This is a genomic window from Mycobacterium gordonae, assembly GCF_002101675.1.
GTDB classification, from domain to species: Bacteria; Actinomycetota; Actinomycetes; order Mycobacteriales; family Mycobacteriaceae; genus Mycobacterium; species Mycobacterium gordonae.
This window is the reverse complement of sequence record NZ_LQOY01000059.1, coordinates 1-25,023: the sequence shown is the minus strand read 5'-3', so window position 1 is coordinate 25,023 and position 25,023 is coordinate 1. Positions and strand designations below refer to the sequence as shown.

20 protein-coding genes and 2 pseudogenes are annotated in these 25,023 nt (G+C 67.2%); 4 read left to right on the top strand and 18 right to left on the bottom strand.

The window, feature by feature from the left end:
• Positions 1-40: 40 nt before the first annotated feature.
• Together AWC08_RS09900 and lpqS are read right to left on the bottom strand one after the other, a co-directional pair.
• A complete protein-coding gene (locus AWC08_RS09900) occupies positions 41-1,201 on the bottom strand; it encodes a PLP-dependent cysteine synthase family protein (protein ID WP_069434820.1) in 1,161 nt (386 codons plus the stop codon).
• 99 nt (positions 1,202-1,300) lie between these two features.
• Positions 1,301-1,708, bottom strand: a complete 408-nt coding sequence (gene lpqS / locus AWC08_RS09895) for a putative copper homeostasis (lipo)protein LpqS (protein ID WP_142283499.1) — start codon at positions 1,706-1,708, stop codon at positions 1,301-1,303.
• A gap of 135 nt (positions 1,709-1,843) precedes the next feature.
• Here lpqS and AWC08_RS09890 point away from each other — a divergent pair, with 135 nt between their 5' ends.
• Positions 1,844-3,469 (top strand): multicopper oxidase family protein, encoded by a 1,626-nt coding sequence (locus tag AWC08_RS09890; protein WP_069434812.1) that lies wholly within the window; start codon positions 1,844-1,846, stop codon positions 3,467-3,469.
• A 20-nt stretch (positions 3,470-3,489) separates the two neighbouring features.
• Here the strand turns inward: AWC08_RS09890 and AWC08_RS09885 are convergent, their stop codons facing one another.
• Genes AWC08_RS09885 through AWC08_RS09850 form a run of 8 tightly spaced genes read right to left on the bottom strand, consistent with a single transcriptional unit; the run spans position 3,490 to position 12,586 of the window.
• Positions 3,490-4,308: an alpha/beta fold hydrolase gene (locus tag AWC08_RS09885; RefSeq protein ID WP_069434822.1), complete on the bottom strand. Its 819-nt coding sequence runs from the start codon at positions 4,306-4,308 to the stop codon at positions 3,490-3,492.
• Positions 4,308-5,297 (bottom strand): cyclase family protein, encoded by a 990-nt coding sequence (locus AWC08_RS09880; protein ID WP_069434813.1) that lies wholly within the window; start codon positions 5,295-5,297, stop codon positions 4,308-4,310. Before AWC08_RS09880 ends, AWC08_RS09885 begins: the two co-directional genes overlap by 1 nt.
• On the bottom strand, positions 5,290-6,111 hold the full coding sequence (locus AWC08_RS09875; RefSeq protein ID WP_069434814.1) for a coniferyl-alcohol dehydrogenase: 822 nt from the start codon (positions 6,109-6,111) through the stop codon (positions 5,290-5,292). The genes AWC08_RS09880 and AWC08_RS09875 overlap by 8 nt, the downstream gene beginning before the upstream one ends.
• Before the next feature lie 20 nt (positions 6,112-6,131).
• Complete coding sequence (locus tag AWC08_RS09870; protein WP_069434815.1) at positions 6,132-7,433, bottom strand: LLM class flavin-dependent oxidoreductase; 1,302 nt, start codon at positions 7,431-7,433, stop codon at positions 6,132-6,134.
• Between the two features lie 9 nt (positions 7,434-7,442).
• Positions 7,443-9,152: an FAD-binding protein gene (locus AWC08_RS09865; RefSeq protein WP_069434816.1), complete on the bottom strand. Its 1,710-nt coding sequence runs from the start codon at positions 9,150-9,152 to the stop codon at positions 7,443-7,445.
• A complete protein-coding gene (locus AWC08_RS09860) occupies positions 9,149-10,069 on the bottom strand; it encodes a 3-carboxyethylcatechol 2,3-dioxygenase (RefSeq protein WP_069434817.1) in 921 nt (306 codons plus the stop codon). The genes AWC08_RS09865 and AWC08_RS09860 overlap by 4 nt, the downstream gene beginning before the upstream one ends.
• Complete coding sequence (locus tag AWC08_RS09855; protein ID WP_174900764.1) at positions 10,017-11,726, bottom strand: bifunctional 3-(3-hydroxy-phenyl)propionate/3-hydroxycinnamic acid hydroxylase; 1,710 nt, start codon at positions 11,724-11,726, stop codon at positions 10,017-10,019. Before AWC08_RS09855 ends, AWC08_RS09860 begins: the two co-directional genes overlap by 53 nt.
• Positions 11,723-12,586 carry an alpha/beta fold hydrolase gene (locus tag AWC08_RS09850; RefSeq protein ID WP_085087737.1) on the bottom strand — a complete coding sequence of 288 codons (864 nt, stop codon included), beginning with the start codon at positions 12,584-12,586 and terminating at the stop codon, positions 11,723-11,725. Before AWC08_RS09850 ends, AWC08_RS09855 begins: the two co-directional genes overlap by 4 nt.
• A gap of 115 nt (positions 12,587-12,701) precedes the next feature.
• Between AWC08_RS09850 and AWC08_RS09845 the strand changes: the two genes are divergently transcribed.
• Both AWC08_RS09845 and AWC08_RS09840 read left to right on the top strand, forming a co-directional pair.
• Positions 12,702-13,367 (top strand): IclR family transcriptional regulator, encoded by a 666-nt coding sequence (locus tag AWC08_RS09845; RefSeq protein ID WP_167544951.1) that lies wholly within the window; start codon positions 12,702-12,704, stop codon positions 13,365-13,367.
• 14 nt (positions 13,368-13,381) lie between these two features.
• Positions 13,382-15,013 (top strand): FAD-dependent oxidoreductase, encoded by a 1,632-nt coding sequence (locus tag AWC08_RS09840; RefSeq protein ID WP_069435621.1) that lies wholly within the window; start codon positions 13,382-13,384, stop codon positions 15,011-15,013.
• Here the strand turns inward: AWC08_RS09840 and AWC08_RS09835 are convergent.
• A pseudogene (locus tag AWC08_RS09835) lies at positions 15,003-16,243 on the bottom strand (sensor histidine kinase). The gene AWC08_RS09840 and the pseudogene AWC08_RS09835 sit on opposite strands and share 11 nt — an antisense overlap.
• 69 nt (positions 16,244-16,312) lie before the next feature.
• Here AWC08_RS09835 and narL point away from each other — a divergent pair.
• Entirely contained in the window at positions 16,313-16,966 is a 654-nt protein-coding gene (gene narL / locus AWC08_RS09830; RefSeq protein ID WP_065132820.1) for a two-component system response regulator NarL, read from the top strand.
• A gap of 21 nt (positions 16,967-16,987) precedes the next feature.
• On the opposite strand, the gene AWC08_RS09825 is transcribed toward narL, so the two are convergent.
• From AWC08_RS09825 to AWC08_RS09795, 7 genes and pseudogenes are all read right to left on the bottom strand, one after another.
• Positions 16,988-18,202 (bottom strand): sensor histidine kinase, encoded by a 1,215-nt coding sequence (locus AWC08_RS09825; RefSeq protein WP_069433292.1) that lies wholly within the window; start codon positions 18,200-18,202, stop codon positions 16,988-16,990.
• A 13-nt stretch (positions 18,203-18,215) separates the two neighbouring features.
• Positions 18,216-19,430: an MFS transporter gene (locus AWC08_RS09820; protein ID WP_232007816.1), complete on the bottom strand. Its 1,215-nt coding sequence runs from the start codon at positions 19,428-19,430 to the stop codon at positions 18,216-18,218.
• 124 nt (positions 19,431-19,554) lie between these two features.
• Positions 19,555-20,997 carry a glycosyltransferase family 2 protein gene (locus AWC08_RS09815; protein ID WP_085087724.1) on the bottom strand — a complete coding sequence of 481 codons (1,443 nt, stop codon included), beginning with the start codon at positions 20,995-20,997 and terminating at the stop codon, positions 19,555-19,557.
• 50 nt (positions 20,998-21,047) lie between these two features.
• Entirely contained in the window at positions 21,048-22,334 is a 1,287-nt protein-coding gene (locus tag AWC08_RS09810; protein WP_065132826.1) for an MFS transporter, read from the bottom strand.
• A gap of 214 nt (positions 22,335-22,548) precedes the next feature.
• Complete coding sequence (locus AWC08_RS09805) at positions 22,549-23,664, bottom strand: PPE family protein (RefSeq protein WP_232007814.1); 1,116 nt, start codon at positions 23,662-23,664, stop codon at positions 22,549-22,551.
• Between the two features lie 19 nt (positions 23,665-23,683).
• Positions 23,684-23,983 carry a PE family protein gene (locus AWC08_RS09800; protein ID WP_069433295.1) on the bottom strand — a complete coding sequence of 100 codons (300 nt, stop codon included), beginning with the start codon at positions 23,981-23,983 and terminating at the stop codon, positions 23,684-23,686.
• Between the two features lie 374 nt (positions 23,984-24,357).
• Positions 24,358-25,023 (bottom strand): annotated as a pseudogene (locus AWC08_RS09795) (PPE family protein); the annotation flags it as partial.

Below are 25,023 nucleotides of genomic sequence, written 5' to 3'. Positions count from 1 at the left end.
GGGCCCAGTGGACGCGCGAGCACCCGCGTGATCGCTCCCGTCACGCCACCAACTTCGCCGGATTAACCACCGTGGTGGTGCGCGTCCAGCGGGTGACCACGGTGTCCACCGGCGATGCGATCTCGTCCGGGTTGGTGGCCGTGCGGCCGCCGAGCAGGTCGTGCTCGCTGCAGTACCGATCGTTGTAGACGGTGTCGAAGTATCGGTGCGGGCCATCCGGGAACACGGTGGCGATGTTGGTGCCTGGGGGCAGCGTGCGCGCGGCCCAGCCTGCCACCAGCGCGACCGCTCCCACACTCCATCCCCCGCTGGCGTAGTGGGTCCTCGCCATCTCACGCGCCGACCGGACCGCCTCGCCCGGAGCGACCCAATGCACCTCGTCGAACGCGGAGTAGTCGACGTTGGCCGGATAGATGCTGGAACCCAGCCCGCGCATCAGCCGACTCGTTGCGGGCTGGCCGAAAATCGTGGAGCCGATTGTGTCGACGCCGATCAGCCGCAGGCTCGGGTTGAATTCCCGCAGCACCCGGGCCACGCCGGCGGAATGGCCACCGGTGCCCACCGAGCACACCAGGACGTCGACGCGTCCCAACTGTGCGGCCATCTCCAGCGCCAGTGAGCGGTAGGCGTCGACGTTGTCCGGGTTGCTGTACTGGTCGGGGCTCCAGGCGCCGGGGTCGAGCGCCAGCAGCTGCTCGACCCGGTCCTTGCGGGCCTGTTGCCAGCCACCAACCGGGTGCGGCTCGGTGACCATGTCGACGCGAGCCCCGTACGCGGTCAGCATGCGCCCGATGATCGGCTCCAGACCGGGATCGGTGACCAGCGTGACGGGGTGCCGGTATACACTTCCCGCCAAAGCCAAACCCAATCCCAAAGTGCCACTGGTTGATTCGACGATGCCGGCGCCGGGGGCGAGAACGCCGCGGGCGCGGGCGCGCTCGACCATATGCATCCCCGGACGGTCCTTCATGCCGCCTGGGTTGAATCCCTCCAATTTGGCCCAAAACCCGCGATCGGCAGCCCTTACCGGGCTTTCCGCACCGGAGACCCAGAGCACCGGGGTGTTGCCGACCATGGCGCCTGCATGCCGACTCCGGCCCGGAGCCAGTTGGGGTCGAGTGGGCAGTTCACGGCATCGATCACGAGTTGGGCGCAGTGTTGCCAGGTGGGATCGGTCGGGTATGTGCAAGTCGTTGGTCATCTTGGTCGCTTCTGCTCGGGCCGGCACGGGGTGCGCGGCGCGGTGTGGGACAGCAGTCGCCGGTCGTAGCGGAGGCCACCACGACCTGACGCTGACCCCTCAGCGACGAGCCAGGCAGTAGCGAGTCAACAAATCCTGCCCGGAACCGGGCGGTCCGAGCGCTCCCCGTCCGTCGCGCCCGGCGGGCACGACGAGGCGGTCCGGCAGCGGCGCGACGGCCACTCGGGCGGCCACGGCGTCTGACGCGGAAACCGTTGCCTCCGAACGAGCAACGGGCGCGGTTACCGCTTCCAGCGGGCATGGCGACAGGTGATTTTCCGAGAGGTGCGCATGGCCGGTGTTCACCGCGAACTCACTACCGACCGCGGCGGCCAGCGGGTGGTTTGGGTGAACGGCACGGTCCACAGAGTGCAAGATCCAGCACTGCCCCACTACGGCAAGAATCGACCAGATCGCAGCGACCGCGATCATCGCGAGTCGCCTCCACACCAATCGGAAGCCGGGCACGGAGCGAGTGTATACCCCCCATGGGTATGATGCAATGGCGGTGCGGCCCCAGACCGGCTTGCGCTGAGCCAACGACCTGAGCAGGGTGGAAGGCGCCTTCTCCACGATCAGCACGACTCAAACGAGGAGCAGTCAATGCCGGTAAGGCCGACAAGCGGTAATCCCTTCGACACGACGCGCCTCAGCAGACGCGGCTTCCTTGCGGCAGGCATCGCCGGCGGGTTCGCCCTCGCCGGATGCGGTGGGGCCAAGACGGCGACATCGCCGATGACCGCGGCGATCGACGCGGCCGAGGCCGCCCGCCCGCACAGCGGGCGCACCGTGACGGCGAGCCTGACACCGCAACCCGCCAAGATCGACATTGGTGGTCGGATCGTCGACACGCTGGCCTACGGCGACACCATTCCCGGCCCTCTGCTGCGCGCGACAGTGGGCGACGAGGTTGTCGTCTCCGTCTCCAACAAGCTCGAGCGTCCCACGTCGGTTCACTGGCACGGTATCGCGCTGCGCAACGATATGGACGGCGCCGAACCGGCTACCCCGAATATCCCTGCGGGACAGGACTTCACCTATCGGTTCTCGGTACCGAACTCCGGCACCTACTGGGCGCATCCGCACACCGGCCTGGACGCCGACAAGGGCCTGTACCTGCCGTTCATCGTCGACGATCCGACCGAGGTGGGCCGCTATGACACCGAATGGATTGTGGTGCTTGATGATTGGACGGACGGTGTCGGTAAGTCACCGCAGCAGCTCTACGACGCGCTGATCAACAAGCCGCCCATTCCCATGCAGGAGACTTCTGCATCCCCCTCCCCGACCACAACCACGCCGCCACCTTCAACGACCGGCCGAACCACGACGAGCACGCCCAGTTCCACTCCGTCCAGCCCGGCCAGTACGACGAGCGCCATGCCGGGGATGCCAGGCATGGGTGAGGTGGGCAAGAGCGACCTGCTCGGCGGCGACGCCGGGGACATCGCCTATCCCTACTACCTGATCAACGGACGGATACCCGAGGCCGCCACCACCTTCAACGCCAAGCCCGGCCAACGCATCCGGATCCGCATCATCAACACGGGCTCGGACACCGCATTCCGCGTCGCGTTGGCGGGGCATTCAATGACCGTCACCCACATCGACGGCTTCCCGGTGATCCCGGTGCAGGTGGACGCTTTGCTGGTGGGCATGGCTGAGCGCTACGACGTGGTGGTGACCGCCGCCGACGGCGTGTTCCCATTCGTCGCATCCGCCGAAGGCAAGAACGCGGTGGCCCGCGCATTGCTGGTAACCGGCAAGGGCAGCCCGCCCGACCCGCAGTTCCGGCCTAGTGAACTGACCCGCCGGGTCGGCACTGTCGAAATGTTCACCGCGGTTACCGCCGCCAATCTGGGACGGCCGGACCCCGGGCTGGACCTGCCCGTCGTACTCGGCGGCACCATGGCCAAGTACGACTGGACGATCAACGGCGAGCCATATAGCCGGACCAAGCCGCTGCAGGTGCGGGAGGGTCAGCACACCACCCTCAGCTTCGACAACACCACGCTGATGTGGCACCCGATGCACTTGCACGGCCACACCTTTCAGGTGATCAAGTCCGACGGCACACTGGGAGCCCGCAAAGACACGGTCGTCGTGCTGCCCAATCAGAAGCTGCGCGCCGTCCTGGTCGCCGACAATCCGGGAACTTGGGTGATGCACTGCCACAACACTTATCACCAGGAGGCCGGCATGCAGACGCGCATCGACTACGTCTTCTGAGCTACTGCTCCCGTTTGTTCCTACCGCTCGAAGAACTCCAACAGCAACTCGTTGACCACCGGCGCCTGCTCGATCTGCGGGCAGTGCCCGGCACCGTCGATGATCACCGAACGGCCGCCGTCGATCTCACCGGCGATCTGCGCCGCCCAGCCGGACGGCAGGAGTTTGTCACCGCGCCCCTCGACGACGAGTGTTGGCACCCGTATCCGGTCATACGCCCGGGCGGCGGACGGCGTTGACGGCGCCGGTGCGTTGGGCCGGCGAAAACGGGCCGCTGCCACCGCTTCCCACGCGCCTGGCGCGGTGCTCGATTCGAAGCGCCGCCACACGTAATCTTCGTCGGCCGGATAGGCGGCGTCGTAGAACAACGCTTCGACGATATTGCGCATCCCCGGCAACGTCGCGTCGTAGTTCTGCAGGGCCTCGAAGTGGTGATTCTGCTGAATCTCCCCTCCCCCGCAGATGATTGCCATGCTGCGCACCGGCAACAGGGGCGCCGCTGAGGTGGCGTCGGTGAGTAGGTTGATCGCGCCCATGGAGTTTCCGGCGAAGTGCGCCGACTCTACGCCGAGCACCTGACAGAACCGCGCCACATGCCGGATCCGCATCGCCCGGCTGTTGACGAAGTCGATGACTTTGGCCGATCGGCCGAAGCCGAGCTGATCGGGCGCCAGCACCCGGTGACGCGCGGCCAGGGCGCCGATGTTGCGTTCCCAGCCCAACTCGGCGCCGGCGCCGAACTCACCGCCGTGCAGCAGCACGACGGGATCGCCGTCGCCGGCCTCGAGATAACTCGTTGCGAGGCCGTCGATCTCGACGGTCCGACGGCGTATCTCGATCACTTGATCGCGATCGGGTTCACCGGGGAACCGACAGCGCCGGTGAACCGCAGTGGTGGTGCGATCAGCTGGAACTCGTAGACACCGTCGGCCGCACAGTCCTCGGCCAGCGCGGTGAGATCCCAGTACTCGCCGAGCATCAAGCCCATATCGCGCAGGCACAGCAGGTGAAACGGCAGGAACAGCCCCTCGATGCCGGATACCGGGTCCTCGACCTGCAGGTTGTCGGCGGCGACCGCGGCGACCTCGTTGTCGTGCAGCCACCGGGCGCAGCTCCAGTCCAGTCCGGAGTACGGTTCGATCTTGTCGCCGGTCATCAGAAACCTTGCCCACCAGCCGGTTCGGATCAGCACGATGTCGCCGCTCTCGATCCGCACGCCCTGTGCCCGAGCTACGTCATCCAGTTCCGCGGGCATGATCGGGTTTCCGTGTTCGAGAAACACCTCCGCCCCACGGTGCCGCACCAGGTCCAGCAGCACGCCGCGCGAGGTGATGCCCTTGACGTCGACCTTGTCGATGCCGCAGTGGAAGGCCCCCAGGCTGGTCACCGAATCCGCCGGGAAGCCGTTGTAGAGCTGGTTCTCGTAGTACACGTGAGACAGGGCATCCCACTGCGTCGCGGCCTGCAGGGGCATGATCACCATGTCGTCGTTGAACCGGAACGGATTGTCGGCCAGGTAGCCGCTCAGTTGGGCGGCGGTCGGGTTCTTGTCCCAGCCGGGACCGTACCGCACCAGTGAGTTCGCGTCCCCGCCATCCACCGTCATGACGTGAATGGGGTTGTGCCGGAAGCCGAAAGCGCCCTGTGGGCCGGATGAGCCGAAGTCCACGCCCAGTGGGAAGACCTTGCCGTGCCGGACCAGGCCGGCCGCGCGCCGGACCTTGTCGGGGGTGATGAAGTTCAGGGTGCCGAGCTCGTCGTCGGGACCCCACCTGCCCCAGTTGCTGAGTTCCTTCGCGGCGCGGCGGAAGTCGGTCATGTCAGCCATCAGGCCCGTCCTCCTCCAGTTCGGCGGCAATCGCGCCTCCCACCGTGCCGCCGTCCGTCCATACGACTTGACCCGAAATGTAGCTGGCTGCCGAGCTGTTGAGGAACAGCAGCACCGCGGCCTGCTCGGCCGGGTCGCTGACCCGCCCCAGCGGCTTGGCGATGTCGTCGAGGAAGGCCGATCCGTATGCAGTGCGCAGCTGGTCGAGAATCGGGGTTTCGGTGACCCCGGGCCCGGTGCAGTTGATCCGGATACCCCGCTTACCGAGTCCGGCAGCGCTGCGCATGGTGTAGAGGATGATGGCCTCCTTGGACAGTTGGTAACCGGCGCCCAGCGCGTCGGGGTGGTTTTCACACCACCGCACACCTTCTTGCATCGTGTTGGTGCGCAGCAGCGGTACGACCTGCCGCCCGTGTTCCCGGTACGCCGCCGCCGCCAGCGACGACACGCTCACGATGGACGAGCCCGCGGGCATCCGCGGAATCAACGCCTCGGTGAGATGGCGCAGTCCCAGGAAGTTGATGGTGACCACCCGCAGCGGGTCACCGATTCCCGAGGACACACCGGCGACATTGAACAGCGCGTCGACCGGACCTTCGACGGACTTGACCGTCTGGTCGATCGACGCCGGATCCGACAGGTCGACCTGACGAAAGTCGTTGACTGCCAACGGCGGCCGGCACCGATCCAGCCCGATCACCTGCGCGCCGAGTTCGCCGAGCTGCTGCGCCAACTGCGCACCGATGCCCGACGCGCAACCCGTCACCACGGTGCGGCGACCGTCGTAGCGCCACAAGTCCTCGATGCGCGCCACCGGTCAGCCAGCCTTCGGTGTCACTTGGCTTGTTGCTCCTTCAACCGCTGCGCCGCCTGCACCCGGCCCTCGTTGATTTCGGCCATGGCCTCGGGAATCTCGCTGGCGGTGAACTTGTCGCGCCCGGTGGGCAGCCCGCCGAAGGCGTAGGTTTCGTCGAACAACGGTGCAGTCGACTTCAGGCGGCGCGCCTCTACCTTCTCGATGACCGGCGCCAGCCGCTTGGCCTTCGCCGCCACGGCTTTCTCGTCCCGCTCGATGAACTCGGGCAACACCTCTTTACCCATCAGCTCAATGGACTCCATGGTGCCCTCGTGACTGCGCGGGTTCAGCAACAGGATGATCTCGTCGACGCCGCTCTCCTCGTAGCCGCGCAGGAATTCGCGAACGGTGTCGGGTGATCCGATAGCCCCGCGCCCGGGGCCGTAGGCCAGGGTGGGGTCCTTCTCGACCTCCTCGAGATAGCGTTCCCACACCCCGGTACGGCCCGGTGTGTGCATTCCGGTCAGGTAGTAATGCATGATCCCGAACGAGAAGAATCCGCCGCCCTTGCCTAGGCGCTGCAGCGCCAATTCGTCGGTCTTGGCCACCATCATCGACAAATCCCCACCAATGGCCAAGATGTTCGGGTTGATCTGCGGGGTGATAGGCACGCCGTTCTCTTCGAACTCCTGGTAGTAGCCGTTGACCCGTTCGGTCAGCGGTCCGGGTCCCGTGTAAGCGAAACTCAGTGCGCCGATGCATTTCTGGGCGGCCATCTGGACGCTGGCGGGCCGTGTGCAGGCGACCCAGACCGGCGGGTGCGGTTTTTGCAGCGGTTTGGGGATGACGTTGCGTGGCGGCATCGTGATCTGCTCACCCTTGAAGCCCGTGAACGGCTCCTCGATCATGCAGCGGATCGCCACCTCAAGGGACTCCTCCCACTGCGCTCTCTTATCAGCGGGGTCGACGTCGAAGCCGCCGAGTTCACCTACGGAGGAGCCTTCACCGGTGCCGAACTCGACCCGCCCGTTGGACAGCAGGTCGATGGTGGCGACGCGTTCGGCGACTCGGGCTGGGTGATTGACCGCGGGCAGCAGATGCATAATGCCGAACCCGAGCCGGATGTTCTTGGTGCGCTGACTGGCCGCGGCCAGGAAAATCTCCGGCGCGGTGGAGTGACAGTACTCCTCGAGGAAGTGGTGCTCGGTGAGCCAGACGGTGGAGAAGCCGGCCTTGTCGGCGGCCTCGACCTCGTCGAGGCAGTCCTGCAACATTTGCCGCTCGTCGTCGGGGACCCAGGGGCGGGGCAGGGCGAACTCGTAGAACAGGGAAATCTTCATGACTACCTCCTAGAGGGTCTGTGCGGCTATATGTTTGGCGGCGACGAAGCCGAAAGTCATGGCAGGTCCGATGGTTGCCCCGGCGCCTGCGTAGCTGCGGCCCATGACGGGCGCCGAGGTGTTGCCCACCGCGTACAGCCTGGGCACCACGGTGTCGTCGGTTCGCAGCACCCGGGCGAACTCGTCGGTGCGCAGACCACCGGAGGTGCCGAGATCGCCGGGCACGATGCGAAACGCGTAATACGGCGGGCCACCCAGCGGATACAGGTTGGGGTTCGGCAGCGTCGGGTCACCGTAGTAGTTGTCGTAGACACTGTCGCCGCGGTTGAAGTCGTCGTCATGGCCGGCGCGAGCCAGTTCGTTGAACCGAGTGGCGGTGGTGCGCAATTGCGCTGCGGGAACATCGATCTTGGCCGCCAGTTCCTCCCACGTCGAGGCTGCTTTGACCACGCCGGAGTCCAGCCACGCCTTCGGGACCTTGCGCCCGGTGGGCACCGGTGCACCGGGAATCTTCGGTATCGGCAGGTGCCCTCCGACGACGTAGCGGTTGAAGGACCGGTGATCGGTGATCAGCCAGCACGGAATGTGCGTGACACCGGACTTGTGGCCCTCGATCATGGCGTGACCGAAATCCATGTAGGGCGCCGCTTCGTTGATGAACCGCTTGCCGTCGCCATTGACGATGAACTGCGACGGCATCATTCGCTCGTTGAGCATGAATTGCATTCGCCCGTCCGGCCATTGGATCGCGGGAAACCACCACGCCTCGTCGAGCAGATCCGCGGCGGCGCCCACCTGCTGCCCCGCGCGTATCCCGTCGCCCATGGCTGCCGGGTTGCCGAAGCTCCAGTCCTGATCCACCACCGGCTGATGTTCCTTGCGCCAGGCCATGTCGTGATCGAAGCCGCCGGAGGCCAGAATCACGCCGCCACGCGCCCCGATCCGCTGCCGCGTGCCGTCACGGTGTACCAGGGCCCCGATCACCGATCCGTCGGCATCGGTCAGCAGCTCACCCAACGGCGTGTCCAGCCACAGCGGAATGCCCCGTTCCTTCATCGCCAGTCGCAGCCGCGCGGCCAGGGATTGCCCGATCGCAGCGATCCGCTCGCCGAACACCCGTGCCCGCACCATCCGTGAAATCAACTTCACCAGCACGGCTTTGCCGGCCCAGGACTGCCGGATGAGGTAGAAGGAACGCAGCTCCTTGGGTCCCAGCCAGATTCCCTTGGGCGCCAGCGCCAGCGGCTGCAGCAGCTTCGGCTCGTCCACGCCCAATTCGCGCAGGTCGATCGGCGGCACGTTGATGGTGCTGCCGAGTTCGGAGCCGCCCGGCAGTTCCGGGTAGTAGTCGGCGTAGCCGGGCTTCCAGACGAATTCCAGCCAGGGGCTGAGGTTTTCCAGGAACTCCAGCATCCGTGGTGCCGAATCCACGTATTGGCGGATCCGGGCGTCACTGACCAGACCTGCGGTGATCTGCCGCAGGTACCCAACGACCGCCTCGGGAGCGGGTGAATAGCCCGCGCGCCGCTGCGCGGGCGCGCCGGGTACCCAGATACCGCCGCCGGACAGGGCGGTGGAACCACCGAAGTGGCTTGACTTTTCGATCACCAGCGCGTCCAGACCACACGACGCCGCCCTCAGCGCGGCCGTCATGCCGCCACCGCCGGAACCGACGATGAGCACGTCGACCACGTGATCGAAGTCATCGAAGGACGTCATGCGAACGGGACCGCCGTCCGGATGGCGAATCCGGCGATCAAGTCAGCGGCCGGCTTGTAGTAGCTCACCTCGGTCCGGTAGGGGCCGGCGGTCGCCAGTGCCGCGAAAGCCGCGATCCAGGTGCGGATTTCGTGAGCCGAGCTGCCACCCTCATGCGTCACGAACGAGTTGGACCATTTGTCGAGATCGGCAAGATGACCGCTGTCGACGATGTCCAGGAAGCGTTGGTCCCAGACGGGGTTGAGCGGTTGGAGGTCGCTGGCACCGCCGGCAAAGCTCCTGGCCGCCTCGATCACCTGATCTTGGCGGGCTTGGCGCTGCTCGATGCTCAGGGGCTGACCGTGCACGATCCGCTGCAGCTGGGCCGGCCCGGCGGTGGTGAGGGTGGGTACCGGAGGGCTGTGCGAGAGCCCGCCCGATCCGAGGATCAGCACCCTTTTGTCCAGGGTGGACAGGTACTCGCCCACGGCGCTACCCAGCACCCGGCACCGGCGCAGGGGACCCAGCGGCTCGGCGACCGCATTGATGAAGATCGGAATCACCGGAGCTGCCGTGGCACAACCGAACAACTTCTCCAGCGGCTGGACGGTGCCGTGATCGACGTCCATGCTTGCCGATACCGTGATGTCGACACCGGCACCCAGTACCGCCCGCGCGCAATGCTTCGCGGTGTCCTCCGCCACGGGCAGCTCACCAGCATAGGTGCCGTAGTCACCGACGCCATTGGCCTGCAGCCCGATACAGAACGGCGGCATCACCTTGTAGAAGAACCCGTTGTAATGGTCCGGAGAGAACACGACGACCAGTTCGGGATCGAATGCGGTGACGAAGTCCCGGGCCTGTGCGATGCCGGCCTCGACATCGTCAAGCAGAGCCCGCGGCGGCCCCGGTAGATTCAGTAGCGGGCTGTGGGACATACAGCAAAGAGCCAGTGGCACTGTCCGATTCACCCCCTTTCGGCGTCAACGAAAGGGCCTCGATCAGGGCGGTGCTCAACTCGGTGGCGCGCTGGGCGATGCAGGCGCCGGCGACACACCGGTCGGGGCGCAAAAAGACCACCGACTCCTCGTGCTGGTCGAACCAGGCTTTGAGGTGCCCGCCGCGGTCGCCGACGACCACCACGTCGGCGTCGTCCTGCCCGGTCCATCCAAGCTGGGTCAGCGGTCGCAGCGCGACGAAGCGGGCCCCCAGCGCCTTCCAGTCTTCGAAAGCGCACTCGCCAAGAATCTTTCGCGGGTTGTTGTTCCAGCACAACACGGCGAACCAGGTGCCGAGGACATCGTCGAGCAGAACGTCGCGCTGGGTCCGGGTATCGACGCGGGGCTGGATGAACAGCGTGCCGGTCGGCGAACCCGGTCGCGGCGGCACGCCGGGCGGGTGAGCCACCGCGCCGTGCTCGTAGCGCGGCATCGGCTTGAATCTCATCTCCAGCACATACCGCTTCAGAGACGGCACAATCGACGCCGATCGAATGACGGCGTCCCGGGCGCTGGCTAAGCGGCGATTGGTTGGTGAGATGACCCGGCCCACCATGGTGGACAGGTCGATCATCGCCCGCGCGTGCTTGCGCCGCTCCAGGTCATAGGTGTCGAGCAACGCTTCATCGGCCTGGCCCTGCACCACCGCGGCCAGCTTCCAGCCGAGGTTGGCGGCGTCGCGGATGCCGCTGTTGTAGCCCTGCCCCTGCCACACCGGCATCAGGTGCGCCGCGTCCCCGGCGAGCAGCGTCCGCCCATTGCGGAAAGCGCCGGCGATCCGCGAATGGTGGGTGTAGACGCGGCGGCGGATGACCTCGACCCGGTCGGGATAGGGCACCATGCGCGCCAGCATCTGTCGCAGAAACGCTGGATCCTCGGCCTGTTGATCGGTCTCGTGGGCGTGAATCATGAACTCGAACCGCCGTATTCCATGCGCGATCGAGATGGAGGCGTAGGGGCGTTCCGGGTCGGCGCCGACCTCGCTGTTCGGGTGGCCCAGCGGATCGTTGGCGATATCGACGACCAGCCACCTCGTCGGGGAGGTGGTGCCGTCGAACGACACGCCCATCATGCCCCGGGTGATGCTGCGTCCGCCGTCGCAGCCGACGACGTAATGTGCCTGTACCGTCAACGGTTGCGCGCCACCGAGTTCCACACCCACCCCGCCGTCGCCAGGCGCACATCGGAGCATCGGGCTGTTCCACCGCACCCCGACATGGTCGAACCGGTCCAGGCCGCCCAGCAATTCGGCGTCGACCAACGGCTGTACGAACCCGTTGCGCTTGGGCCAGCCGAATCGCGCATCCGGCGGCGCCATTTCGGCCAGCACCCGGCGCTTGGCGTCGTAGAACCGCAGGATCTGGTTCGGGACCGTGTGCGGCAAAACCCGGTCCACCAAACCGATTGACTGGAAGGTGCGCAGGCCCTCGTCGTCGAGGCCGACCCCGCGCGGATAGTCGATGAGCGTCGAACGTTCCTCGGCCACCAGCGTCCGGACACCCTGCAGGCCAAGGATATTGGCCAGGGTCAGGCCGACCGGTCCGGCGCCGACCACCAACACGTCGACTTCGGTCCGGTGGCTGTCCGAGGTCATCATCGGCCCAGTAGGAAGTCGAGATGCAAGTGGTTGAAGGTCTTGGCGTCCTCGTACTGCGGCCAGTGACCGCAACCGGGCATCACCTCGAAGCGCGCCCCCGGGATCATCGACGCCATGCGTCGACCCTCGGGCACTTCGGCGGTGGGGTCGTCGCTGGTCCACAGGACCAGCGTGGGCGCGGTGATGGATCCGTATTCGGCCGGCCCCAACAGGTTTCGGGCCCGGATCTCCGGGTCTTGCAAGGCCATGATGTCGCGCATCGCCGCCACGAAGCCCGGTTGCCGGTAGATGCGTTGCCGGCTGGCGACCAGGTCGTTGTAGTCCTTTGACTTGTCCGCCATCAACCATTTGATGCGGGCTTGCACGGTCTCCCAGGTCGGGTCCTCCGCAGCTGCCATGGACAGCGCGATGATTCGTTTCATCACCACGGGGTCGGCCTGTGAGCCGCCGGCGGTGTTGAGGACCAGCCGGTCGATGACGGCCGGATGGTCGATCGCGGCGCGGGCGGCCACCCAGCCGCCCAGTGACTCGCCGCTCAGGTGGATGCGCTCGGCTCCGATGGTGCCAACCACCGCCATCAAATGTTCGACGTAATGCCGGATCTCCAACGGGTGTCCCGGCTTGTCGGTGTACCCGTGCCCCAGCATGTCGATCGACCAGGTCCAGAAGTGCTCGGCGTGAGCGGCGAGATTGCGCACATACGCCTCGGCGTGCCCGCCGGACCCGTGCAGCAGGATCAGCACCGGCAGGCTCGGGTCGCCCGCCTGCAGATAGCGGGTGCGGATGCCGCCGGCCGTCAGGTATCCCTGCGAGAACGCGACGCCCTGCAGGTCGCTCCACACGCTTTCGAACTCGGTCACGATTCCTCTCGGCGGAAATCTGGTTCTCGTTTTCAGCACATCGTGTGTGCTAATATCGCACACCAATGTGCGTTATATATAGAGCTTGGCTCTCGCTCCAAGGTCTGTCAAGACCGTGACGGGTTCCCAGACGCTGGCCCGGGGTCTCACCGCGCTGCAACTGGTGGCGGCCTCCCCAACCGGCCTGACCATGCAAGAGGTCGCCGACCAGGTCGGCGTGCACCGCACCATCGCCTACCGGTTGCTGGCCACTCTGGCGGAGTTTCGGCTGGTCTCCAAGGGCGAGGACGGCCGCTTTCGCCCGGCCGCCGGGTTGGCGACCCTCGGCGCCTCGTTCGACCACAACGTCCGTCAGCTCAGCCTGCCCACGCTGCGGTCGCTGGCCGATGAACTGGGCACCACGGTGTCGCTGCTCATCGCCGAGGGCGACGAACAGGTGGCCATTGCCGTGATCGTGCCGACCCAGGTCGCCTACCAGCTCGCCTTCCACGAGGGCAGCCGCTACCCACTGGACCGCGGCGCGGCCGGGATCGCGCTGCTGGCGAACATGCCGCCCCGTCCGGGCGAGCGGGACCTGGTCACCACGGCGCGGCAACAAGGTTGGGTCACCACCCACGGCGAGATCGAGCCGAATACCTACGGTCTGGCGGTGCCGGTTCGCCGGCCGGCACCGGCGCCGCCGACGTGTATCAACCTGATCTCCCACCGCGAAGACGTGGTGATGCGCGGCAAGGAGGCGGTCATCAGGGCCGCAGCGCAGTTGTCCGCGCTGCTGAGCTGAAAGGACATTCGGGCATGCCGCACGGTGAAAATCCGGACTGGGACCACGAATACGATGTCGTCGTACTCGGCAGCGGCGGCGCCGGCCTGACGGCGGCGCTCACCGCGGCGATCGCCGGCGCCACGGTGGGAGTGTTCGAGAAATCCGACACCGTCGGAGGCACCACCGCGGTGTCCGGCGGCATCGCCTGGATTCCGGCCCACAACCGTTCTTCCGCAGGAGAATTGACGACGGATGACGCATTGCGTTATCTGCGCGCGCAGTCTTTCGACTCGATGGACGACACCCTGGTCGATACGTTCGTGCGGACCGGCCCGTCGATGCTCGACTTCGTCGAGAAATACAGCGGGCTGCGCTTCGAGATCGCCGAGGGCTTTCCCGACTATCAGCCCGAACTACCTGGGGGACAGCCGTCGGGCGGCCGTTCGCTCAGCGCGGCGCCGTTCGACCTCAACCAGATCGGCGTCTGGGCCGCGCACATCACCGCGTTTCCCGCCGACTGGTCCAACGTCGGTACCGATGCCGAAACCAGGGCCCGCCTGCATGCAGATGTCGAGCGGTCCGGCGAGTTGTGCGTGGCGGGCACCGCGCTGATCGCAGGGCTACTCAAAGGGCTGCTGGATGTCGGAGTGGCACCGTGCACCAACTCCCGGGCCACTGAGCTCATCGTCAACGGCGGCGGAACCGTCACCGGCGTGCGGATCACCGGTCCCGAACAAAGCCTGGCCGTACGCGCGGGCCGCGGCGTCATCCTGGCCACCGGCGGATTCGAATGGGATCCGTTGCTGGTCAAGGCCTTTCTGCGGGGTCCGATGCACGGTGCGGTTTCACCGCCGAACAACACCGGCGACGGGCTGCGCATGGCGATGGCGCTCGGGGCGGACCTGGCCAACATGGGTGAGGCCTGGTGGGTGCCGATCGTGCGCATACCCAACGACACCATCGCCGGCAAGCAGCGCAGCCGCAGCGTGCGACTGGAACGCACCCGCCCGCGCAGCATCATCGTCAACAAGGCCGGCCGGCGGTTCGTCAACGAAGCCGGTGAATACAACTCGATGGCCGGCGCCTTCCACTACCTCGATCCCCGCGGCGGCTACGTCAATGATCGCGCCTGGATGGTCTTCGACTCGGTGCACCTGAGCAACTACGGATTCCTTGGAGTGGCACCCGGACAACCGGTTCCGGATTGGTTCTGCGAGTCGGCCGATCTCGCCGAGCTGGGTGCCAAGACCGGCATCGACGCCACCGGGCTGACCGGGACCGTCGAGCGGTGGAACGCCAACGTCGCCGCCGGCACGGACCCGGACTTCGGACGCGGGTCCAGTGCGTACGACGGCTATTGGGGGGACGACCGCGCCACCACGCTGGCCGCAAAGACGTTGGGCCCCATCGACACCGCCCCCTTCTACGCGGTACCGGTTTGCGTGGGATCGATGGGCACCAAGGGCGGACCGCGGACCGATCCCGACGGCCGGGTGTTGCACGTCAGCGGCAAACCGATTCCCGGCCTGTTCGCCGCGGGCAATGCGATGGCGGGGGCGACCGGCCGGGCCTACGGCGGTGCCGGTGGAACCTTGGGTCCGGCAATGGTTTTCGGATACCGGGCCGGGTACGCGGCGGCCACCGGCGAGTCCGTCAAGCCTTGAGAGGCACCTCTACGCACACGTGCGTTCCGGTGGGAGCGTCGAGGAAGACGAAGGTGCCGCCGGCGGCGTCCACCCGCGCCCGGTGCGAAGCCAGACCGATGTGTCCCTCCCCCAGCCGCCGCGCCATCGTGTCACCGTTGACCCCGACACCGTCGTCGGCCACGTTCAGCACGCACATTTCATCGGTGATGCCGAGCATGACCGAGGCGCTCTTGGCGTGCGAGTGGTGCACCACGTTGGACAGCAACTCCCGCACCACCCCGAACACGATCGGATCGATCTCATTGCGAATCGGGTAGTCGACGTCGGTGGTGACCTTGATGCCCGAGCGCCGGGCGGTGAACCCGGCCAGTTGCTCCACCGCAGGCCCCAGCCCGACCTCTTCCAGGACCGCCGGATGCAGCTCGAAGGTGGCCTGCCGCAGGCGTTCTGACGCACTCTGCAACCCCTCTAGCGCTCGGCTCACCCGCTCGTCGTCGGGGTGATCGAGTTCGAGCTCGATGAGCTCCTGGCGCGCCGCCAGCACATCCTGCAACGGCCCGTCATGAATGGATTCCGAGATCCGCCGCTGCAGCACTTCCGAGGCTGTCATCGTCTGTGCCAGCAATTCCTCGCGCAACGCACTCAAGCCGGCGACCGAGCGGGCGTGGCGCTCCTCGATGCGGACCACGACCAGTGCGGTGCCACACAGGAACGCATACAGCGCGAACCGGAAGACTGCTTCTGGCCAGCCGATCGCTCTGACCATAACCGGATCCTCGAGCACCGCGAGCGCGAACCCGAACAGGGTGAAAATCAGCACCACCGCCGCCCGGCGGGTCGACACATCCAGGCCCACCAGCCGTCGGTGGACAGCATCTGGTAGCCCGTCAAGGCGACCACGTCGATGGCGGTGAAGGCGAACGGCTCCAGCCGGCGCATCCGCACCAACGGTCCCATGCCGACCCAGGCACGCGACGGCGCAAATGCCAAAACCAGCGAGCACACCGCGATGCCGGCGTAGAGGGCGATCAAGACGCTTTGCTGAGCCCACTCAGAACGCCGGGTGCCGATGAGCATCGCGGCGATCATCAGCGCGACGACGCCGACCCGCAGCAGCGAAGCGATCCGGTAGGAGCGCAACCGGTGCACTCTGCGCACCCGGTCCAGTTCGACGTCGCTGGTCGCCACGAGAACACCGTACTCATCAGACCCGCTGCGAGGGGCGCAGAGCGGCGACGGAGCAAACATGTCGAGATCCGCAGCGATTACTCGGGCGATTGTGGACGGATCTTTGCCGGCAGCCGCTACACTTTCGCCATGGTCGGCGCTGCGACCCCCGAGAAGGTCCGTGTGGTGGTCGGTGACGATCACCCGTTATTCCGCGAGGGCGTCGTCCGCGCGCTCTCCCTCAGTGGCTCGGTGAACGTGGTCGGCGAAGCCGACGACGGTTCGGCCGCCCTTGAGTTGATCAAGGCGCACAAGCCCGACGTCGCCTTGCTCGACTACCGCATGCCCGGGATGGACGGCGCTCAGGTGGCGGCCGCCGTGCGCAGCTACGAGTTGCCGACCCGGGTCTTGTTGATCTCGGCCCATGACGAGTCAGCGATCGTCTACCAGGCGCTGCAGCAGGGGGCCGCGGGCTTTCTGCTCAAGGATTCGACACGCACCGAAATAGTCAAGGCCGTGCTCGACTGCGCCAAAGGCCGCGACGTGGTGGCACCATCGCTGGTCGGCGGTCTGGCCGGGGAGATCCGCCAGCGCGCGGCCCCCAGCGCCCCCGTGCTCAGCGCACGCGAACGTGAGGTGCTCAATCGCATCGCTCGTGGCCAGAGCATCCCCGCCATCGCCGCCGAACTGTATGTGGCGCCCTCGACGGTCAAGACGCACGTGCAGCGCCTGTACGAGAAGCTCGGCGTCAGCGACCGTGCCGCGGCCGTCGCCGAGGCGATGCGCCAGAAGCTGCTGGACTGAGCGCGGCTGCGTCGGGCGCAGTCATTTCTTCAGCGGCACTTGCACACAGACGCGGGTACCGCTGTCCGCCCCGAGAAACACGAAGGAGCCACCGGCGGCTTCGACGCGGGCGCGGTGCGACGCCAAGCCGATGTGCCCCTCACCGAGGCGGCGCGCCATCGTGTCGTCGTTGACGCCGACGCCGTCGTCGGCGACGTTCAGCACGCACGAGTCGTCGGTGATGCCGAGCGTGACCGAGGCTTTGGTGGCCCGGGAATGACGTACCACGTTGGACAGCAGCTCCCGCGCCACACCGAACACCATCGGGTCGATCTCGTTGCGGACCGGGTAGTCGATGTCGGTGGTCACCTCGATGCCCGAGCGTTTGGCGGTGAATCCGGCCAGCTGCTCCACCGCCGCGCCGAGCCCTACCTGCTCGAGGACCGCCGGGTGCAGCTCGAAAGTAGCTTGCCGCAAGCGTTCCGAGGCGCTCTGCAATCCCGTCAGCGCGCGACTGACCCGGTCGTCCTCGGGGTCGTCGAGCTGCAACTCGACGAGCTCCTGACGTGCCACCAGCACGTCCTGCAGCGGCCCGTCGTGAATGGCCTCGGAGATCCGGCGCTGCAACACTTCCGAGGCGGTCATCGTCTGTGCCAACAACTCCTCGCGCAGCGCACTCAGCGCGGCGACCGAGCGGCTGTGGCGCTCCTCGATGCGCACCGTCACCAATGCGGCGACGCACATGAACGCATAGAGCCCGAAGAGAAAAGCGGTGTCGGGCCACCCGATCGCCCGCTTCTGCAGGTGGTCCTGAATCCCGGCGAGGGCGAAGCCGACCATGGTGAAGCCCAGTATGACCGCCGCCCGCCGAGTCGACATGTCCACCGCCACCAGCACCGGCAACAGAATCATGATCAGCAGCGGATAGATACCGTCACTGGACAGCAGCTGCAGGGCCGTCAGCACGATGACGTCGATGGCGGTGAACGCGAACGGTTCCATCCGGCCTACCCGGAAGCGGGTGATGCCGAACCGGTCAAACGGCGTGAACGCCAGTATCAGGGCCGAAACCGTCGCGAAAGCGTAAAGACTGACCAAGGCGATCTGGCTACCCCACTCGTATCGGGGCGCAGCCACCACCATCGCCCCCACCACAAAAGCCAGCACTCCGACCCGGAGGATGGCCACGATCCGGTACGCGCGCAGTTGATGATTCTTGCGCACCCGGTCGAGCTCCACGTTACTGGCGAACGCCACCGAAACACCTTACTCACGGGAGGTTCACGCCGGGAACCGAACGCGCCAGCGGTGAGCAGCAGGCGGCCCCGAGCAGACCCACCGCGACGGTGGCCAGCGCCAGCACCGGACGTCCGCCGTGTGGGAGGGCGCAGGCCAGCAGGACTGGCGCGACGACCGACGCCGCAGCCGCGGTCATTGACCAGATGCCTTGATACAAACCACCATTGCCGGCGGGTGCGATCCGGTGCACGACGCCGGCAGCCACCACGAACCAGGCGATCTCGGCCGGTGAGCACGCCGCGGCGGCCAACGTGAAGAACACCGTGGTGTGTGCCAGTGCCTGCGCCCCGGCGCACAGCGCCAACCACGCCCCCGCGGCCGCCATGATGTCCAGCCGCGGACCACTCGCCAGTCGAGCACTCAGCCACGGTGTCAGCAGCGGCGTCAGCGCGACCACAGTCAGGGCATTGACGAATTGCACCAAACCGTAGGCGCCGACGCCGAGTCCGGAATCGGACATCAGGATCGGCACCGCTGCGAAAACACCCATCATTGCCGTCAGCGTGGCCAGGCTCGACCCGACCAGCAGAGCCAGCCGTGGGTCACAAAGCGCCTGTCGGTAGCCAACTTTCACCTGCCTTGCCGGGCGGGAACCGCCGGCGGGAAGGCACCGGGCCGCCAGCACCGCGAAACCGGCGCAGGCCACGCCGTTGAGCCGGTACAACAGCGGGGTGCCGCACCAGTCCGCCAGTAATCCGCCGATTCCACCGGCGATGGCGGCGCCGATATTGAGTGCCCAACCGAAGCGCCAGCCGTCCAGTCGCGCCCGCTGCCGCGGGTCCGTCACCAGTTCGGTGATTGCGGCCCCCAGCACCGGACGCGGGGAGTCACAGACCAGACCGGTGACCAGGGCACCGGACAACAGCATCGGCAAGCTGCGCGCCTCGGCCATCAATAGCAGAACCGCGGTCGCCACCGACATGGTGGCCAACAACGTCGTGCGCGTGCCTGTCCGGTCGACCAGCCAGCCGGTGGCCAGTTGGCCTACGGTCCAGCCGATGCCGTACACCGCCAGCACCGCGCCCACGGCGCCCGCGGCATAGCCGCGTCCCGCCACGTGGTAGGCCATGAATGCGTAGGCGAAACCCGCCGCGCGCACCACCAGGTTGCCCGCGAGCAGCAGCCAGATCACCGTCGGGACGCCGGGTTCGCGCGCGGCGCCGGGTACCGGCTTTTCGACCGCGATGACCGCCGATGTGCTCACAAGACTGACGCTAGGGAAGGCGGCTTGCCGGTAGTACCGCCGATCGGTCCCAATAGGTGACGAACGCCTGTCCCCCGATCGGGGGACAGGGGTGGACGGGTCTTCGTCAGGCGGCCGCCGCCAGGGCAGTGGCCAGGGGCGGGTTTGCAGCCCCGCGATGCGCCGTCTTCTCCCACAGGAAGGGGGCGGTGACCAGCTGATAGAGCGCGCGCCACGCGGCTACCCAGTGCGCGACCCAGTACATCGGCAGCGCGGCGACGGCGCGCAGGTGACTCCACCGTTGCTCGCCGCACGCCAGGTAGGTGGCGATCAGCCAGGTGAGCGTGCCCGCCGCTTGGACCACACCCACCAGGGTGGGATTGATCTCAACCCCGATCAGGCCACCGTAGCCGAGCGAATCGGCGATGCTGAGGCCGAAGATCATCGTCTGCGCCAGAAACTGAACCGGCATGCCGAGCACGAACACGAGCAAGGTGAGAAGTCCGCGGGGCCCGAACCGGCGCACCGCGTCACGAGGGGACCGGGTGTGTACCAGCGCGGTGAGCAGGAACCCCTTGTGCCAGCGGGTGCGTTGAGAGATCCAGTCCCGCAACCGGTCTGGCGCGTCGCCGTAGGTGACGGAGTCGACCACGTCCGACCGGTACCCGAGGGCGTGCAGGCGCATGCCCAGATCGGCGTCCTCCGAGACGTTCCAGGCATCCCAGCCGCCGACCTCGCGCAACACCTGGGTGCGAAAGTGGTTGCTGGTGCCGCCGAGCGGGAACGGCGCCCCCAGGGCGGACAGTCCGGGCACCGTCATGCGGAACCGCCGCGCGTATTCCACCCCGAAGCAGTGCGCCAGCAGGTTGGTCTTGACGTTGCTGGTCTGCAATACCGCTTGCACACAGGCGAGTTCGGCGGAGGCCGCGGCGAAGACGGCTGCGGTGCGCCGAAGCTGGTCATGCTCGGGCCGGTCTTCGGCGTCGTAGATCACCAGCAGTTCTCCCTTGGCGACCAGTAGCCCGGCGTTGCAGGATCGTGGCTTGGTGCGCGGCGGCCCGGGTGGAACCGGCAGGATCCGCATGTAGGGCGGCGGCTCGGCCGCGGCGATCGCGGCCTGAGTTTCGATGTCGGTGCGTTCCACGAGGAAAAGCACCTCGAGGCGGTCGTGCGGGTAGTCCATCGCGGACAGGCAGCGCACCAGGTCACCGATCACCTCTTCTTCGCGGTATGCCGGCACCAGCACGGTGTAGCTGGGCAGTTCGTCATCGGTCAGCTGCGGGACGGGTCGACGCGTGCGGTCACGCCACTTGCGCAGTCCGGCGATGGCGACGACGAACGACACCACCACGACCACCGATGTCAGGGCCAGCAGAACGACCAACAACGCCGACGGCGCCACCACCGCCAGGACGACACACACTGCCGCCAAGACCTGCGCAACACGCCTCTGCCACAACATGATTCCATGCCGCGCCGACATCGCCGGCGTGGTGTCGGCGAAATCGTGCACGATGTGATGCGCGACTTGCGCTTCGGCCTCGGCGAAGTAGCGATTCTGCACCGGCACCGGCCACGAGTGTAAGTTGGCTAGTTCGGCGCGCCGAACCTCGTTGGTGCTCAACGTGAATGACTCCCTTGCTTGCGGTGGTGAACGGGCTGACGGGTTGAGTTGTTCAGAGTGCGGGCGAGCGGCAGGCAGAGACCGGCACCGAGGGCCCCGGCCGACACCGTGACGATTGCGACGAGCTGGTGCCCGCCGTGAATCAGGCTGTAAGAGGCCATAATCGGGGCGATCACCGAGGCGACGGCCACCGACATCGACCAGATCCCGTGGTAGCGGCCGCCGGTCGCGGGTGGCGCGATCCGGTGCACGACGCCGGCGGCGATGACGAACCAGGCCACCTCACCGGGCGTCGAGAAAGCGGTGGCCAGACTGAAGTCGAGGGTGGTGTGCGCCAGCGCGGCCCACCCCATGCTCACCGTCGTCCATAGTCCGGCCAGAGCCAGGACGTCCAGGCGCGGATGCAACCGGGCCGCCACCTTCTTGCCGACCCACGGGGTGATCACCGGGGTCAGTGCGAGCCCTGCCGCGGCGTTGGCCAGTTGCGCCCATCCGAATTGGTCGGCGGCCAGGCCGCGGTCGGCCATCAGCATGGGAATCGCGGCATACAGGCCCCGGACCGCGATCAGGGTGGCCAGGCTCGACGCGAACAGCAGGGTGAGTCGGCGGTCGGCGAATGCCCTGCGGTAGCTGATGTTTGGGTGCTTGGGGGGACTGGTCGACGCGCCGCGCCGCCGGCCGGGGATGCAGCAGCCGGCGACAACGGCGAACAGGAGGCAGCCGGCGGCGTTGATCCAGAACAGTACCGGCACGCCGACCGCGCCGACGAGCATTCCGCCGACCCCGCCGGTGATCGCACGTCCGATGCTCACCACCCAGCCGAAGCGGAAGGCGTCGAGTCTGGCACGGCGTTGCGCGTCCGGGACCAGCTCGGTGATCGCGGCACCCAACACTGGCCGCGGCGCGTCGTACACGACGCCGGTGATCACCGCCCCGACAAACAGGACCGGCACGCTGACCGCCTGAGCCATCAGCACCAGCACCACGGCGGCCACCAGCATGGTGGCGGTCAATGTCGTGCGGGCTCCGATCCGGTCCGCCAGCCAGCCGCACAACAGCTGCCCGATCGCCCAGCCCAACCCGAAAGCGGCCAGGACCGCGCCTACCGCGTCGGCGGCGTGATGCCGACCGGCGACGTGGTAAGCCAGAAAGGGATAGGCGAAACCCGCACCGCGCACCACGAAGTTGCCGCCCAACAGCAACCAGATGACGGCGGGGTAGCTGTCGTGCGCGTCCTGCGCGCGGGTCGCGGTCCGGTGACGCAGCAACCGGGTGCTGCGCAGAGCCGTTCTGGCCCAGGTGGTTTCAGCCGGTCGCAGGCCGCCGCTGGCGCACACCGCCCGGCGGTGGGTGGGCTCGTCGAGAGTCAGGAGGTCGGCTGCACCTGGCACCGCTGTCGTCACCCTCCGAACGTTAGGAACGATCACGGTTGCATAACTCCACCGATCGGACGGAACAGTGGCGGACGTGAGTCGGCTGATCGGGGGACACGGGCGGTTACCCGATGAGGCTCGGCAACACCCGAAGCGGTGCGATCCCGTCGTGGGTGGGGTTGCCCTCGCCGCCCGTCCGTCCTTCGGCGCCGGCCAAGGGCAGTCCACCCAGCAGCTCGGGCGCAGCGGCGCCGGCCGAGGGTGCGGCGGTGCTGCTGACCGCGCCCGGCAGAGCCGCTACCGCTGCGTGGCTCAACGTGGGAGCCGACGCCGCCCACGACGGTGGGACCGTGAGTCCACCAACGGATTCCGCTTCGCCCAGGCCTGCCGACACGGTGCCGGTCAAGCCCGGCGATCCAATGTGCGCGGCCTCGGCAGCCGCCGCGCCCGCCGCCGTCGCGATCTGGCTGCCGACGGCGGCGGCAGGGAAGAGGCCCTTGATCGTCGACATCATCGACATCATCAGCCCGGTCGAGGAAGTGCACACGAAGAACGGCGTGCCGAAGATGCTCATCAGGGTGTCGAGGTCGGAAATCCAGCCGGGCAGCGCGGTGTCGCCTTGCCACAGCGAGGTCAGACCCGACAACACCGACGCGACCGTGTTGGCAGCCGGCGAGGCGCTCGTCTGGCCGGCGATGGCGGCCAGGCCGACCGGGCCCACGACCGTCTGCGGTGGCGCGGTGAAGGGCGTCAACCTTGCGGCGGAGGCCGAAGCCGCGACGTAGCAGTACATGGCGGCCGCATCCTGGGCCCACATCTCGCCGTACTGCATCTCGGTGAGCGCAATGCCCGGCGAGTTCTGGCCGAGGAAGTTGGTGGCGACCAGGGTTGCCAGCTGTGTACGGTTGGCGGCCACCAGTGCCGGATGCACCGTCATCGCGTACGCCGTCTCGTATGCCGCGACCGCGGCCTTCGCCTGGCCAGCTGCCTCCTCGGCCTGGGCCGCCGTGGCGGTCAGCCATGCGACGTACGGGGCTGCTGCGGCCGCCATGGCGGTCGCCGCAACCCCCAGCCACGGCCCGCTGACCAGGCCGGTGATCACGCCGTCGAAGCCGGCTGCCGTAGCAGCCAGATCGACCGCGATCCCGTCCCAGGCGGCCGCGGCGGCCAGCATTGACCCCGCCCCCGGCCCCGTGTACATCCGCCCGGAGTTGACTTCGGGCGGCAGTGCCCCGTACACGCGCGACGACTTTCAGCTTTCAGCGGACCGCTACCGCGTTAGCGGCTTCGGTGGCCGCGTAGCAGTTGCCGCTGGCGGCCAGGGTGCTGACGAACAGCTCGTGAAACGCCGCCGCCTGGCCGCTGATCGCCTGATACATGGCACCGTGCGCGGCGAACTGCGCCGCGGTCAGGGCGGACACCTCGTCGGCCGCGGCCGGCACGACGCCGCCGATCGGCGCGGCAGCGGCCGCGTTGCCGGCGAGCATCGCGGTACCGAGCGACTCGAGGTTGGCCGCGGCCGAATTCAGCAACTCTGACTGGCAGTTCACGAAAGACATGCCAATCAGGTTGCCGTCGCGTGGCGTTGCTGTCTGTCGGCCGAGCGGTCAGTGCCCGGGTTGAATCGCGCCGTCCACCGATCGCAGGATGCGCCGTCCCCCGGTCAGTCCTGGTGGGGGACGCCGCAACCGGGTAAACCGGGCGAGCCCGACCTGCTAGGCCACCGAGGGTGGCGCTACGACGACCGAATCCAGCGGCCCGGGCTTCTGAGTAACGGATTCAAGACTGTAACTGCAACCCGCGAGGAGGGTGGCGGCCACAACCGCCAGCGCCGCCAGCGCCGCACGGAACACAGGTACTCGCAACTTCGGGTCCATCTGTCTCTTCCTCTCCTATTTCACTGCATCTCACTGGGTTTGAGTGAGCTCGTGGTTCAGGCTGCGATGTGGAAGATGCCGGTCAGGGAATTGCCGATGTTGGAAAGTCCCGACAGCACGGCCGTCACTAACAGTTCCCCGGTGTTGGCGAAGCCTGAGACGCCGCTGCCGAGGTTTGAGAGGCCGGAGATGAGGTTGCCGTAGTTCTGATAACCCGAACCGCCGAACACGCCTGCAGGGTTGCTGTTGTACCAGCCCGAGAGCCCGACTCCGTTGTTCCCGATGCCCGAGTTTCCGCCCGCTCCGCTGTTGAAGAAGCCCGACGAGGGGTTGGCGCTGGTGTTGAGGTAACCGGGTCCGCCCGGGATGTTGATGGTCGCGATCGTGGTGCTGGGCAGATGGATGCTGGGGATGGTCAGCGCCGGCGTGGTGAACGACCCCAGGCCTATCGACGGAATGGTGAACGGCTGGGTGGTGAACGCCTGGGTCGTGAGCGCCGGCAGGGTGGTCGCACCCAGCCCGAACGGACCGACTGTCAGCGGCGGGGTGACGATGACCGGTGTCGTGATGTCCGGCAGCGTAAACCCACCCACCCCAATCGGACCCAGCGTCAGCGGCGGAGTCGTAATCGCCGGAGTCGTGATATCCGGCAACGTAAACCCACCCACACCAATCGGGCTGATCGTCAACGGCGGAGTCGTAATCGCCGGAGTCGTAATGTC

Coding starts and splice junctions, on each gene's coding strand:
- narL (WP_065132820.1), top strand. CDS start 16,313: ATGGTCGGCGCTGCGACCCCCGAGAAGGTCCGTGTGGTGGTCGGTGAC.
- AWC08_RS09855 (WP_174900764.1), bottom strand. CDS start 11,726: ATGATGACCTCGGACAGCCACCGGACCGAAGTCGACGTGTTGGTGGTC.
- AWC08_RS09800 (WP_069433295.1), bottom strand. CDS start 23,983: ATGTCTTTCGTGAACTGCCAGTCAGAGTTGCTGAATTCGGCCGCGGCC.
- AWC08_RS09870 (WP_069434815.1), bottom strand. CDS start 7,433: ATGAAGATTTCCCTGTTCTACGAGTTCGCCCTGCCCCGCCCCTGGGTC.
- AWC08_RS09840 (WP_069435621.1), top strand. CDS start 13,382: ATGCCGCACGGTGAAAATCCGGACTGGGACCACGAATACGATGTCGTC.
- AWC08_RS09900 (WP_069434820.1), bottom strand. CDS start 1,201: ATGACCAACGACTTGCACATACCCGACCGATCCCACCTGGCAACACTG.
- AWC08_RS09880 (WP_069434813.1), bottom strand. CDS start 5,297: ATGGCTGACATGACCGACTTCCGCCGCGCCGCGAAGGAACTCAGCAAC.
- AWC08_RS09865 (WP_069434816.1), bottom strand. CDS start 9,152: ATGACGTCCTTCGATGACTTCGATCACGTGGTCGACGTGCTCATCGTC.
- AWC08_RS09860 (WP_069434817.1), bottom strand. CDS start 10,069: ATGTCCCACAGCCCGCTACTGAATCTACCGGGGCCGCCGCGGGCTCTG.
- AWC08_RS09890 (WP_069434812.1), top strand. CDS start 1,844: ATGCCGGTAAGGCCGACAAGCGGTAATCCCTTCGACACGACGCGCCTC.